This window comes from Streptomyces sp. NPDC013317, assembly GCF_055563155.1.
Map to the genome: position 1 here is coordinate 25,075 of NZ_JBVHDX010000007.1, position 13,129 is coordinate 38,203.

Genomic DNA, 13,129 nt, shown 5'->3' on the forward strand with positions numbered 1-13,129 from the left:
CTTACAGCTTCATCAGGCTGGCGTCGTCGACCGAAGCCGAGTGGCGGGAACGGAACAGCGACACGATGATCGCGAGCCCGACCACGACCTCCGCGGCGGCGACGACCATCGTGAAGAAGGCGATGATCTGGCCGTCGAGGTTGCCGTGCATCCGGGAGAAGGTGACGAGCGCGAGGTTGCAGGCGTTGAGCATCAGCTCGACGCACATGAAGACCACGATCGCGTTGCGCCGGATCAGCACCCCGGCCGCGCCGATCGTGAACAACAGGGCGGCGAGATAGAGATAGTTCACGGGATTCATCGCGTGGCCTCCTCGTCGTCCCGGTCGCGGCCGAGCCGCTCCTGCGCCCGCTGCTCCAGCGCCTTGAGGTCGGCAAGGGCTTCGCCGGACACGTCGCGGACCTGGCCGCGCTTGCGCAGCGTCTGCATCACCGTCAGCTCGGAGGGGGTGCCGTCGGGGAGCAGACCGGGGATGTCCACCGCGTTGTGCCGGGCGTAGACACCCGGCGCGGGAAGCGGCGGAACGTGCTTGCCCTCGCGGACGCGCTGCTCGGACAGCTCGCGCTGCGTGCGGGCCCGTTCGGTCCGCTCGCGGTGCGTGAGGACCATCGCGCCGACGGCCGCGGTGATGAGCAGCGCGCCGGTGATCTCGAAGGCGAAGACGTACTTGGTGAAGATGAGGGCGGCGAGGCCCTCCACGTTTCCGCCGTACGCGCCGTTCGCCGCGCCGAGCCCGTTGAACTCCGTCAGGGAGGCCTGGCCGATACCGCCGATCAGCAGGATGCCGAAGCCGAGCCCGCAGGCGACGGCCCACCAGCGCTGGCCCCTGATGGTCTCCTTCAGGGAGTCGGCGGCCGTGACGCCGACGAGCATCACGATGAAGAGGAACAGCATCATGATCGCGCCGGTGTAGACGACGATCTGGACGATGCCCAGGAAGTACGCGCCGTTGGCGAGGTAGAAGACCGCGAGGACGATCATCGTGCCGGCCAGACAGAGGGCGCTGTGCATGGCCTTCCTCATCAGGACCGTGCACAGGGCGCCGATGACGGCGATCGTGCCGAGGACCCAGAACTGGAAGGCCTCTCCGCCGGAGGTGGCGTAGGCGGCGAGCTGGGCGTTCATGCGTCCACCTCTTCCGCGTCGCCCTTCTCCCCCTTGGAGGTGGCGACCTGCTGGACGGTGCCCGGCGCGGCCTCGGTGACCAGACCCCGGTAGTAGTCCTGCTCGTCCGTCCCCGGGAAGATGGCGTGCGGCGAGTCGACCATGCCCTCCTCCAGGCCGGCGAGGAGCTGCTCCTTGGTGTAGATCAGGTTCTCGCGGGAGGAGTCGGCCAGTTCGAACTCGTTCGTCATCGTCAGCGCCCGGGTGGGGCAGGCCTCGATGCACAGTCCGCACAGGATGCAGCGGGCGTAGTTGATCTGGTAGACGCGGCCGTAGCGCTCGCCCGGGGAGTAGCGCTCCTCCTCGGTGTTGTCCGCGCCCTCCACGTAGATGGCGTCCGCGGGGCAGGCCCAGGCGCACAGCTCGCAGCCCACGCACTTCTCAAGTCCGTCCGGATGACGGTTGAGCTGGTGGCGGCCGTGGAAGCGCGGCGCCGTCGTCTTGCGCTCCTCCGGGTACTGCTCGGTCAGCCGCTTCTTGAACATGGCCTTGAAGGTCACGCCGAAGCCGGCCACCGGATTCTGGAAATCAGACACCGTCCGTCTCCTTTCCATCACTCGCAGTAGCAGTATCGGGGGCACCACTGACAACCAGGTCCCGGTCGCCGCGCGGCCTGCGCCGCGGTACGGGCGGCAGGGTCTGGCCGGGCTTGGGCGGTACGGGGAAGCCGCCGGCCATCGGGTCGAAGGGGAGCTCGTCCTCGGCCGGGCCCTCGTCGCCCTTCGCCCGCCTGTCGCGGTACATGTCGGCGACGAAGGAGAGGAGCAGGACGCCGATCACGGCTCCGGCGACATAGAGCACGATCGTCTGGAACTCGAAGTTCTCGTTGCGCAGGGCCCGGACGGTGGCGACCAGCATCAGCCAGAGCACCGAGACCGGGATGAGGACCTTCCAGCCGAGCTTCATCAGCTGGTCGTAGCGGACCCGGGGCAGCGTGCCGCGCAGCCAGATGAAGAAGAAGAGCAGCAGCTGCACCTTGAGGATGAACCAGAGCATCGGCCACCAGCCGTGGTTCGCGCCCTCCCAGAAGGTGGAGACCGGGTACGGGGCGCGCCAGCCGCCGAGGAAGAGCGTCACGGAGACGGCGGAGACCGTCACCATGTTCACGTACTCGGCGAGCATGAACATCGCGAACTTGATGGACGAGTACTCGGTGTTGAAGCCGCCGACGAGGTCGCCCTCGGACTCCGGCATGTCGAACGGGGCGCGGTTGGTCTCGCCGACCATCGTGACGACGTAGATGATGAACGAGACCGGCAGCAGGATGACGAACCAGCGGTCCGCCTGCGCCTCGACGATCGCCGAGGTCGACATCGACCCGGAGTAGAGGAAGACGGAGGCGAACGCGGCGCCCATGGCGATCTCGTAGGAGATCATCTGGGCGCAGGAGCGCAGACCGCCGAGGAGCGGGTACGTGGAGCCCGAGGACCAGCCGGCGAGGACGATGCCGTAGATGCCGACGGAGGCGATCGCGAGGACGTACAGCATCGCGATCGGCAGGTCGGTGAGCTGCATCGTGGTGCGGTGCCCGAAGATCGAGACCTCGTTGCCGGCCGGGCCGAACGGGATCACGGCGATGGCCATGAACGCGGGGGCCGCGGCGATGATCGGCGCGAGGATGTAGACGACCTTGTCGGCGCGCTTGACGACGACGTCCTCCTTCAGCATCAGCTTGATGCCGTCCGCGAGGGACTGGAGGAAACCCCAGGGGCCGTGCCGGTTGGGCCCGATGCGCAGCTGCATCCAGGCGACGACCTTGCGCTCCCACACGATGGAGAAGAGCACGGTGACCATGAGGAAGGCGAAGCAGAAGACCGCCTTGATCGCGACGAGCCACCAGGGGTCCGTCCCGAACATGGAGAGGTCTTCCGCGGCGAGCGGCGTGATCATGCCTGCACCTCCGTCGAGGCCGCCGGGCCGATGCGGACCACGTCGCCCGGGTGGGCGCCCGTGTCGGAGAGGACTCCGCCCTCGGTCGAGTTGAGCGGGAGCCAGACCACCCGGTCGGGCATCTCGGCGACCTGGAGCGGGAGTCGGGTCGATCCCGCCGGACCGGAGACGGCGAGCAGGTCGCCGTCCTTGACGCCCGTCTCCTCGGCGGTCGCGGCGGAGAGCCGGGCGACCGCCGCGTGGCGGGTGCCGGCCAGCGCCGTGTCGCCCTCCTGGAGGCGGCCGAGGTCGAGCAGGAGCCGGTGTCCGGCGAGGACCGCCTCGCCCTCGCCCGGGCGGGGCGCGGCCTGCGCGGGCTCGGTGGGCTCGGAGGCCCGCTCGCCGTCCCAGCCGCCGAGCCGGTCCAGCTCGCGGCGGACCGCGCGCAGGTCGGGCAGCGCCAGGTGCGCGTCGAGGGCGTCGGCGAGCATGTGGAGCACGCGCGCGTCCGCCGGCGGCAGCGTCCGGGTCATCTGCTCGGGCTTGAGCGCGGCCTCGAAGAGCCTCGCCCTGCCCTCCCAGTTGAGGAAGGTGCCGGGCTTCTCGGCGACCGCGGCGACCGGCAGGACCACGTCGGCCCGCTCGGTGACCTCGCTCGGCCGCAGTTCGAGGGAGACCACGAACGCCGCGTCGAGCGCCTCACGCGCGCGTGCCGGGTCCGGCAGGTCGCGGACCTCGACGCCGCCGACGAGCAGCGCGCCCAGTTCGCCGATGGCCGCGGCCTCGACGATCTGGCCGGTGTCGCGGCCGTAGCCGTGCGGGAGTTCGCGTACGCCCCAGGCCGCCGCGACCTCCTCACGCGCGCGCGGGTCGGTCGCGGGGCGGCCGCCGGGCAGCAGCGTCGGGATGGCGCCGGCCTCGAGCGCGCCGCGCTCCCCGGCCCGGCGCGGGATCCACACCAGCTGCGCGCCGGTCGCCGTCGCGGTCCGGACGGCGGCGGTCAGCCCGCCGGGCACGGCGGCCAGCCGCTCGCCGACCACGATGACGGCGCCGTCCTGGCGCAGCGCCTCCGCGGCCCGCGTGCCGGCCTCGTCGAGACCGACGCGGGAGGTGAGCGCGTCCAGCCACTCGGTCTCGGTGCCGGGCGCCGCCGGGAGCAGCGTGCCGCCCGCCTTCGCCAGGCCCCGGGTCGCGAACGCGGCCAGCGCGTAGGTCTTCTGGCCCTTCGTGCGCCAGGCCTTGCGCAGCCGCAGGAAGACGCCGGGCGCCTCCTCCTCGGACTCGAAGCCGACGAGCAGCACGGCCGGGGCGGCTTCGAGGGAGGTGTACGTGACGCCCGAGCCGTCCAGGTCCCGGCCACGGCCGGCGACGGCGGAGGCCAGGAAGTCGGCCTCCTCGCTGGAGTGGACCCGGGCCCGGAAGTCGACGTCGTTGGTGTCGAGGGCGACCCGGGCGAACTTGGCGTACGCGTAGGAGTCCTCGATGGTCAGCCGCCCGCCGGCCAGGACGCCGGTACGGCCCCTGACCAGTCCGCGGGCCGCGGCCTCCAGGGCCTCAGGCCAGGAGGCCGCTTCGAGGACGCCCGTCTCCGGGTTCCGTACGAGCGGCGTCGTCAGCCGGTCACGCTGCTGGGCGTACCGGAACGCGAACCGCCCCTTGTCGCACACCCACTCCTCGTTGACCTCCGGGTCCTCGGCCGCGAGCCGCCGCATGACCTTGCCGCGCCGGTGGTCGGTGCGCGTGGCGCAGCCGCCCGCGCAGTGCTCGCAGACGCTCGGCGAGGAGACGAGGTCGAAGGGGCGGGAGCGGAACCGGTACGCCGCCGAGGTCAGCGCGCCGACCGGGCAGATCTGGATCGTGTTCCCGGAGAAGTACGACTCGAACGGGTCGCCCTCGCCGGTGCCGACCTGCTGGAGCGCGCCGCGCTCGACCAGCTCGATCATCGGGTCGCCGGCGATCTGGTTCGAGAACCGGGTGCAGCGCGCGCAGAGCACGCACCGCTCACGGTCGAGCAGCACCTGGGTCGAGATCGGCACCGGCTTCTCATAGGTCCGCTTGTGGCCCTCGAAGCGGGAGTCCGCCTGCCCGTGGGACATCGCCTGGTTCTGCAGCGGGCACTCGCCGCCCTTGTCGCAGACCGGGCAGTCCAGCGGGTGGTTGATGAGCAGCAGCTCCATCACACCGTGCTGGGCCTTCTCGGCGACCTGCGAGGTCAGCTGCGACTTCACCACCATGCCGTCGGTGCAGGTGATGGTGCAGGAGGCCATCGGCTTGCGCTGGCCCTCGACCTCGACGATGCACTGCCGGCAGGCGCCGGCCGGGTCGAGGAGCGGGTGGTCGCAGAACCGCGGGATCTCGATCCCGAGCTGCTCGGCGGCGCGGATGACCAGGGTCCCCTTGGGGACGGAGATCTCGGCACCGTCGATGGTCAGCGTGACCATGTCCTCCGGCGGTACCGCCGGGGAACCGCCGCCCGCGGGGCCGGCCGTGGTGACCGTCATGCCGTCACCTCCTTGTGGTTGTCCGCCCAGGCGGTCGACTTGGCCGGGTCGAAGGGGCAGCCCCGGCCGGTGATGTGCTGCTCGTACTCCTCGCGGAAGTACTTCAGCGAGGAGAAGATCGGGGAGGCCGCGCCGTCGCCGAGCGCGCAGAACGACTTGCCGTTGATGTTGTCGGCGATGTCGTTGAGCTTGTCGAGGTCGGACATCACGCCCTTGCCCGCCTCGATGTCGCGGAGCAACTGCACCAGCCAGTACGTGCCTTCGCGGCAGGGCGTGCACTTGCCGCAGGACTCGTGGGCGTAGAACTCGGTCCACCGGGTCACCGCGCGGACCACGCACGTCGTCTCGTCGAAGCACTGGAGCGCCTTCGTGCCGAGCATCGAGCCGGCCGCGCCCACGCCCTCGTAGTCCAGCGGGACGTCGAGGTGCTCGTCGGTGAACATCGGGGTGGAGGAGCCGCCCGGGGTCCAGAACTTCAGCCGGTGCCCGGGGCGCATCCCGCCGCTCATGTCGAGGAGCTGGCGCAGCGTGATCCCGAGCGGGGCCTCGTACTGTCCGGGCGAGACGACGTGTCCGCTGAGCGAGTAGAGCGTGAAGCCCGGGGACTTCTCGCTGCCCATCGACTTGAACCAGTCCTTGCCCCGGTTGAGGATCGCGGGAACGGAGGCGATGGACTCGACGTTGTTCACCACGGTGGGGCAGGCGTACAGACCGGCGACCGCGGGGAAGGGCGGACGGAGCCGGGGCTGGCCGCGCCGTCCTTCGAGCGAGTCGAGCAGCGCGGTCTCCTCGCCGCAGATGTACGCGCCGGCGCCCGCGTGCACGGTGATGTCGAGGTTCAGGCCGCTGCCGAGGATGTCTTGGCCCAGGAAGCCGGCGTCGTACGCCTCGCGTACCGCCTCGTGCAGGCGGCGCAGGACGGGCACGACCTCGCCGCGCAGGTAGATGAACGCGTGCTCGGAGCGGATCGCGTAGCAGGCGATGATCATTCCCTCGATGAGGGAGTGCGGGTTGGCGAAGAGGAGCGGGATGTCCTTGCAGGTGCCCGGCTCGGACTCGTCGGCGTTGACGACGAGGTAGTGCGGCTTGCCGTCGCCCTGCGGAATGAACTGCCACTTCATCCCGGTGGGGAATCCGGCGCCGCCACGGCCGCGCAGCCCGGAGTCCTTGACGTACGCGATGAGGTCGTCGGGCGACATCGCGAGGGCCTTGCGCAGACCCTCGTACCCCTCGTGCCTCCGGTACGTCTCCAGGGTCCAGGATTCGGGCTGGTCCCAGAACGCCGAGAGGACCGGCGCCAGAAGCTTCTCGGGGCTGCTGTTGTTGATCTCGGCTGCCAAGGTCATCACTCCCCCTCCCCACTGGCCGATTCGCCGCGCGGGTGGACGATCTTGTGGTGCGGGGTCTCGCCCTTGGCCAGCCGCAGCCCGACGAGCGAGGCCGGGCCGGCCCCACCGGTGGCCTCGACGGCCCCCTCGCGCTCGTCGGGGAAACCGGCCAGGATGCGGGCGGTCTCCTTGTACGTGCAGAGCGGCGCGCCCCGGGTCGGCTCGACCGGACGGCCGGCCCGCAGATCGTCGACGATCTTCTTGGCGGACTCGGGCGTCTGGTTGTCGAAGAACTCCCAGTTGACCATCACCACGGGCGCGAAGTCGCAGGCCGCGTTGCACTCGATGTGCTCCAGCGTGACCTTGCCGTCCTCGGTCGTCTCGTTGTTGCCGACCCCGAGGTGATCCTTCAGCTCCTCGAAGATGGCGTCGCCGCCCATGACCGCGCAGAGCGTGTTGGTGCAGACGCCGACCTGGTAGTCGCCGGAGGGCTTGCGGCGGTACATCGTGTAGAAGGTGGCGACCGCGGTGACCTCGGCGGTGGTCAGGCCGAGGACGTCGGCGCAGAACTTCATGCCGGTACGGGTCACGTGGCCCTCCTCCGCCTGCACGAGGTGCAGCAGCGGCAGGAGCGCGGAGCGGGACCCCGGATAGCGGGCGATGATCTCCCGGGCGTCCGCCTCCAGCCGGGCGCGTACCTCGGCCGGGTAGTCGGGGGCGGGGAGCTGGGGCATCCCGAGACTGGTCTGTCCGTCCGTCATCGGTCGACGCCTCCCATCACGGGGTCGATGGACGCGACGGCGACGATGACGTCGGCGACCTGGCCGCCCTCGCACATCGCCGCCATGGCCTGCAGGTTGGTGAAGGACGGGTCGCGGAAGTGGACCCGGTAGGGGCGGGTGCCGCCGTCGGAGACGACGTGCACGCCGAGCTCGCCCTTGGGCGACTCGACGGCCGCGTAGGCCTGTCCGGCCGGGACGCGGAAGCCCTCGGTGACCAGCTTGAAGTGGTGGATCAGGGCCTCCATGGAGGTGCCCATGATCTTCTTGATGTGGTCGAGGGAGTTGCCGAGTCCGTCCGGGCCGAGCGCGAGCTGCGCGGGCCAGGCGATCTTCTTGTCGGCGACCATGACCGCGCCGGGCGCCAGACGGTCGAGGCACTGCTCGACGATCCGCAGCGACTGGCGCATCTCCTCCAGGCGGACGAGGAAGCGGCCGTAGGAGTCGCAGCTGTCGGCGGTCGGGACGTCGAACTCGTAGTTCTCGTAGCCGCAGTACGGGTCGGTCTTGCGCAGGTCGTGCGGGAGGCCCGCGGAGCGCAGGATCGGTCCGGTGGCGCCGAGCGCCATGCAGCCGGCGAGGTCGAGGTAGCCGACGTCCTGCATGCGGGCCTTGAAGATGGGGTTGCCGGTGGCGAGCTTGTCGTACTCCGGCAGGTTCTTCTTCATGGTCTTCACGAACTCGCGCACGGCGTCGACGGCGCCGGGCGGGAGGTCCTGGGCGAGGCCGCCGGGGCGGATGAAGGCGTGGTTCATGCGCAGGCCGGTGATCAGCTCGTACAGGTCCAGGATCATCTCGCGGTCCCGGAAGCCGTAGATCATGATCGTGGTGGCGCCCAGCTCCATGCCGCCGGTGGCGATGCACACCAGGTGGGAGGAGAGCCGGTTGAGCTCCATCAGGAGGACCCGGATGACGCTGGCCCGGTCCGGGATCTGGTCGGTGATGCCGAGCAGTTTCTCGACGCCCAGGCAGTACGCCGTCTCGTTGTAGAACGAGGTGAGGTAGTCCATGCGCGTGACGAAGGTGGTGCCCTGCGTCCAGTTCCGGAACTCGAGGTTCTTCTCGATGCCGGTGTGGAGGTAGCCGATGCCGCAGCGGGCCTCGGTGACGGTCTCGCCGTCGATCTCCAGGATCAGCCGCAGCACGCCGTGCGTGGACGGGTGCTGGGGACCCATGTTGACGATGATCCGCTCGTCGTCCGCCTTGGCCGCGGACTCGACGACCTCTTCCCAGTCGCCACCGGTGACGGTGTAGACGGTGCCCTCGGTGGTCTCGCGGGCTTCCGAGGCGTTGGGGTTGTTCACGAGTACGACCTCCGCTGGTCCGGAGCCGGGATCTGGGCGCCCTTGTACTCGACGGCGATGCCGCCGAGGGGGTAGTCCTTGCGCTGCGGGAAGCCCTGCCAGTCGTCCGGCATCATGATCCGGGTGAGGGCGGGGTGGCCGTCGAAGACGATGCCGAAGAAGTCGTACGTCTCGCGCTCGTGCCAGTCGTTGGTCGGATAGACCGAGGTGAGCGACGGGATGTGCGGGTCGGCGTCCGGGGCGGACACCTCCAGGCGGATCAGCCGGCCGTGGGTGAGCGAGCGCAGGTGGTAGACGGCGTGCAGCTCGCGGCCCTTGTCGCCGAGGTAGTGCACGCCGGAGACGCCCGTACAGAGCTCGAAGCGCAGCGCCGGGTCGTCGCGCAGGGTGCGGGCGACCCGGACGAGGTGCTCGCGGGCGATGTGGAAGGTGAGCTCGTCGCGGTCGACGACCGTCTTCTCGATGGCGTTCCCGGGCAGGAGCCCCTGCTCGTCGAGGGCGCCCTCGAGCTCGTCGGCGACCTCGTCGAACCAGCCGCCGTACGGGCGGGCCGCCGCGCCGGGCAGGCGCACGGAGCGGACGAGGCCGCCGTAGCCGGAGGTGTCGCCGCCGTTGTTGGCGCCGAACATCCCGCGCTGGACGCGGACCTCCTCGCCGTGCTCCCCGCGCTGCCCGGGCAGGTTCTGCTCGGAGAGCTCCTTCTCGGGGTTCGGTGTCTCGTCACTCACCGGAGAAGACCCTTCATCTCAATCGTCGGCAGGGCCTTGAGCGCCGCTTCCTCCGCCTCACGGGCCGCCTCCTCGGCGTTCACGCCGAGCTTGGAGGTCTGGATCTTCTGGTGGAGCTTGAGGATCGCGTCCATCAGCATCTCCGGGCGCGGCGGGCAACCCGGCAAATAGATGTCGACCGGCACAATGTGGTCGACGCCCTGCACAATCGCGTAATTGTTGAACATTCCGCCCGACGAGGCGCAGACCCCCATGGAGATGACCCACTTGGGGTTCGGCATCTGGTCGTAGACCTGCCGCAGGACGGGCGCCATCTTCTGGCTGACCCGGCCCGCCACGATCATCAGGTCGGCCTGCCGCGGTGAGCCGCGGAAGACCTCCATGCCGAAGCGCGCCAGGTCGTAGCGGCCGGCGCCGGTCGTCATCATCTCGATGGCGCAGCAGGCGAGGCCGAACGTCGCGGGGAAGACGGACGCCTTGCGCACCCAGCCCGCGGCCTGTTCGACCGTCGTCAGCAGAAAACCGCTCGGCAGCTTCTCTTCGAGTCCCATAGGTGCCCCTCAGCCCCTCAGTCCCATTCCAGGCCGCCGCGCCGCCACACGTAGGCGTAGGCGACGAAGACGGTGAGCACGAAGAGCAACATCTCCACGAGCCCGAAAAGCCCCAGGGCGTCGAAGGTGACCGCCCAGGGGTAGAGGAAGACGATCTCGATGTCGAAGACGATGAAGAGCATCGCCGTCAGGTAGTACTTGATGGGGAAGCGGCCGCCTCCGGCCGGAGTGGGCGTCGGCTCGATGCCGCACTCGTATGCCTCAAGCTTTGCCCTGTTGTACCGCTTTGGGCCGATTAGCGTGGCCATGACCACGGAGAAGATCGCAAACCCCGCACCCAGGGCACCGAGCACGAGGATGGGCGCGTACGCATTCACGCTCCTCGCTCCTTCCAGTCGTCCTTGACCGTTGGACCGCACGGTCGGGCCGTGGAAGATCGCCCCCATGTGAGGCAGTTCACAAGCCCGACTGCCCCGCATCCTATGCCCGCCCCTCTGTGATCTGCGACACGGGGTACAGCAACGACTTTGTGATCTCCACCACCTGACGAAGGATCATGAAGCCGGATGAGCGGTGATCTTGGTACTCGAAGCGCCCAGGTGATCACCAGTTGTGACATCCGGACCGGAAACCGCTGGTCGGAGGGGTGCCGCACTATCAAGGGGTGGCACCTACAGGCAAATTGGCGATGAACCCGGGTGGGTGATAAAGAACCGGCCCGTCGCCCGGTCGAGGGTCTCGCGGGAGCGAAGTGGACGTGTGCACCGATTCACGAGCGTCCCGACCGCCTGGCGGAGATCATGCTGTGACCTGTGTCACAGGATTCTGCCGCAGGGAAAACGGGGCTTGGCCATCGGTGTGAAGAGGTGGTAAGCGGCGGTCAATTCGGGCGTTTCATTGAAAACCCGTGATCAAGGGCCAGATGGACCGTGCCCGTATTGTCCGTTACGGCGTCAATAAGGGCGCCAGATAAGCGGATTAGGTGGTTCCGAACGTAACTGTGGCGCAACCCACGTTTCTTGAAGGGAACCGTGAAGCCCTGATAGCGGTTGTACTCATGTCCCAGACCGCTCACATACCCAGCCACCGGAAGCCCCGCCGCAGCGCCTCCAAGCTCGCGCTCCGCGCCGGAGTTGCCGGTGGCGTCCTCAGCACCATCGCGGTGGCCGGTGCTGCCGGGCCGGCGAACGCCGATCCCGTGACCGAGACCATCGAGATGCCCACGCTCGGCTCGCTCGACACGGGCCTGGCGAGCGCCGTCTCCGCCTCCGCCGAGGCCTCCCAGCAGGAAGCCCTCGACCTGAGCCTGCAGGCCCAGGAGACGGCCGCCCTGGAGAAGGCCGCCAAGGAGGCCAAGAAGGCCAAGGCCGAGGCCGACCGCAAGGCCGAGGCCGAGAAGGCGGAGCGGGCCGAGAAGGCCCGCGCCGAGGCCCGCGAGCGCGCCTCCCGGACCCAGGAGCGCACCACGCTCTCCTCGTCCTCCGGCTCCTCCGACAGCGGCTCCTCGTACAGCAGCGACGCCCCGACCGGGTCCGCCGCCGCGATCGTGGCCTTCGCCCGTGCCCAGATCGGCGACGCCTACATCTCCGGCGGCACCGGCCCCAACTCCTGGGACTGCTCCGGTCTCGTCCAGGCGGCCTACCGCCAGGCCGGCGTCGACCTGCCGCGCATCTCGAACCAGCAGTCCTCGATGGGTACGTCCGTCTCGCTGAGCAACCTGCAGCCGGGCGACATCCTGTACTGGGGCAGCCGCAGCGGTTCGTACCACGTGGCGATCTACGTGGGCGGCGGCAAGTACGTGGGCGCGCAGAACCCGTCGACCGGTGTCGTCGAGCGCTCCCTCGACTGGGACATGCCCTCCGGCGCGGTCCGCATCCTCTGATCGTCCGCACGCCGGCGCACGTGAGAAGCCGTCACTCCTCGGGGGAGTGACGGCTTTTCCCTGTTTCGGTGGATATGCCCTACTTGCGGAACGCCTCGATGATCCGGGCGTAGCTGTCCCCGCCGTGGCCCGCCTCGACCGCGGCGCGCATCAGCTCCAGATGCAGCCTCGGCAGCCGGTCGTCGATGCCCCGCTCCTCCCCCGCGTGCAGCAGATGCCCGATCGCCGCCACCTGGACGTCGATCGTGGCGTCCGCGCCCGGATACTCCCCGGCGTCGATCTGCTCGGCGTACCCCGTCATGAACCAGGAGACCGTCGACAGCCAGCGGGTGGCCACCGCCGTGAAGTCCCGGGCCGGCACCCCGTCCGCGCCCGCGAGGGCGGTGGCGTGCAGCCAGCCGCCGAAGACGGACCACATGAGGCCGAGCAGCCCCGCGTCGTAGAGCGAGGCGAGCCCCGCGTCCGGGCCGAGGTCCACCGGGTCGCCCAGGACGGCGAGCGTCCCCCGGTGCGCGGTGAACAACTCGGTGTCGCCCGCGTAGAGGATCATGTTGGAGCTGTCACCGACCCCCGGCGGGGTCGTCATGACGGCGCCCACGAGATGGCCGATGCCGTGCTCGGCGGCCCACCGCGCCTCCTCGCGGGCCTGCTCGGGCGATCCGGTGGTGAGGTCGACCAGGGCCTTGCCCCGGAGCGAACCGGCGACGGGGGCGAGGAGTTCGCGTACGGCGGTGTGGTCGAGGACGCAGACCACGACGAGCTCGCTCGCGGCGACGGCCTCGGCGACGGTCGCGGCCCGGACGGCGCCCCGGGCGACCAGGGCGTCGGCCTTCGCCGGGGTGCGGTTCCAGACGGTGGTGCGGTGGCCGGCGGCGAGGAAGGCGGCGGCGAGGGCCGAGCCCATCTGCCCGAGACCGATGACCGTGATGTTCTGTGCGTTCATGGGATCCACGCTCGCAGCGGCGGAATCCGGCCGACAGTGGCAGGACCGACGACGACCGCTCGATTCCTGCCGCCCCTCTG

13 protein-coding genes are annotated in these 13,129 nt (G+C 69.8%); 1 reads left to right on the forward strand and 12 read right to left on the reverse strand.

The genetic code is table 11. From position 1 onward, the window contains the following. Position 1: 1 nt before the first annotated feature. From nuoK to ACZ3IJ_RS19505, 11 genes are read right to left on the reverse strand one after another with little or no spacing between them, the layout of a single operon-like run. Positions 2 to 301: an NADH-quinone oxidoreductase subunit NuoK gene (nuoK, locus tag ACZ3IJ_RS19455; RefSeq protein ID WP_260229523.1), complete on the reverse strand. Its 300-nt coding sequence runs from the start codon at positions 299 to 301 to the stop codon at positions 2 to 4. Further along, entirely contained in the window at positions 298 to 1,125 is an 828-nt protein-coding gene (locus ACZ3IJ_RS19460) for an NADH-quinone oxidoreductase subunit J (RefSeq protein ID WP_467469752.1), read from the reverse strand. The genes nuoK and ACZ3IJ_RS19460 overlap by 4 nt, the downstream gene beginning before the upstream one ends. Further along, positions 1,122 to 1,718, reverse strand: coding sequence for an NADH-quinone oxidoreductase subunit NuoI (gene nuoI, locus ACZ3IJ_RS19465; protein WP_391800502.1), 597 nt, complete (start codon positions 1,716 to 1,718; stop codon positions 1,122 to 1,124). The genes ACZ3IJ_RS19460 and nuoI overlap by 4 nt, the downstream gene beginning before the upstream one ends. After that, a complete protein-coding gene (gene nuoH / locus ACZ3IJ_RS19470; RefSeq protein WP_467469754.1) occupies positions 1,693 to 3,054 on the reverse strand; it encodes an NADH-quinone oxidoreductase subunit NuoH in 1,362 nt (453 codons plus the stop codon). Before nuoH ends, nuoI begins: the two co-directional genes overlap by 26 nt. Next, a complete protein-coding gene (locus ACZ3IJ_RS19475; RefSeq protein ID WP_467469756.1) occupies positions 3,051 to 5,534 on the reverse strand; it encodes an NADH-quinone oxidoreductase subunit G in 2,484 nt (827 codons plus the stop codon). The genes nuoH and ACZ3IJ_RS19475 overlap by 4 nt, the downstream gene beginning before the upstream one ends. Then, positions 5,531 to 6,880 (reverse strand): NADH-quinone oxidoreductase subunit NuoF, encoded by a 1,350-nt coding sequence (gene nuoF / locus ACZ3IJ_RS19480; protein WP_467469758.1) that lies wholly within the window; start codon positions 6,878 to 6,880, stop codon positions 5,531 to 5,533. Before nuoF ends, ACZ3IJ_RS19475 begins: the two co-directional genes overlap by 4 nt. Then, the gene (gene nuoE / locus ACZ3IJ_RS19485) at positions 6,880 to 7,623 is read right to left on the reverse strand and encodes an NADH-quinone oxidoreductase subunit NuoE (RefSeq protein ID WP_467469760.1); all 744 of its coding nucleotides are present in this window, start codon (positions 7,621 to 7,623) and stop codon (positions 6,880 to 6,882) included. The genes nuoF and nuoE overlap by 1 nt, the downstream gene beginning before the upstream one ends. Next, on the reverse strand, positions 7,620 to 8,945 hold the full coding sequence (locus ACZ3IJ_RS19490) for an NADH-quinone oxidoreductase subunit D (RefSeq protein WP_391800498.1): 1,326 nt from the start codon (positions 8,943 to 8,945) through the stop codon (positions 7,620 to 7,622). The genes nuoE and ACZ3IJ_RS19490 overlap by 4 nt, the downstream gene beginning before the upstream one ends. After that, entirely contained in the window at positions 8,942 to 9,673 is a 732-nt protein-coding gene (locus ACZ3IJ_RS19495) for an NADH-quinone oxidoreductase subunit C (protein WP_391800497.1), read from the reverse strand. The genes ACZ3IJ_RS19490 and ACZ3IJ_RS19495 overlap by 4 nt, the downstream gene beginning before the upstream one ends. Beyond that, on the reverse strand, positions 9,670 to 10,224 hold the full coding sequence (locus ACZ3IJ_RS19500) for a NuoB/complex I 20 kDa subunit family protein (RefSeq protein ID WP_003998928.1): 555 nt from the start codon (positions 10,222 to 10,224) through the stop codon (positions 9,670 to 9,672). The genes ACZ3IJ_RS19495 and ACZ3IJ_RS19500 overlap by 4 nt, the downstream gene beginning before the upstream one ends. A 17-nt stretch (positions 10,225 to 10,241) precedes the next feature. Then, the gene (locus ACZ3IJ_RS19505; protein ID WP_030494815.1) at positions 10,242 to 10,601 is read right to left on the reverse strand and encodes an NADH-quinone oxidoreductase subunit A; all 360 of its coding nucleotides are present in this window, start codon (positions 10,599 to 10,601) and stop codon (positions 10,242 to 10,244) included. A gap of 680 nt (positions 10,602 to 11,281) precedes the next feature. Between ACZ3IJ_RS19505 and ACZ3IJ_RS19510 the strand changes: the two genes are divergently transcribed. Beyond that, complete coding sequence (locus ACZ3IJ_RS19510) at positions 11,282 to 12,106, forward strand: C40 family peptidase (RefSeq protein ID WP_467469763.1); 825 nt, start codon at positions 11,282 to 11,284, stop codon at positions 12,104 to 12,106. A gap of 79 nt (positions 12,107 to 12,185) precedes the next feature. Here the strand turns inward: ACZ3IJ_RS19510 and ACZ3IJ_RS19515 are convergent, their stop codons facing one another. Then, positions 12,186 to 13,058: an NAD(P)-dependent oxidoreductase gene (locus ACZ3IJ_RS19515; RefSeq protein WP_467469765.1), complete on the reverse strand. Its 873-nt coding sequence runs from the start codon at positions 13,056 to 13,058 to the stop codon at positions 12,186 to 12,188. Between the last annotated feature and the right edge of the window lie 71 nt (positions 13,059 to 13,129).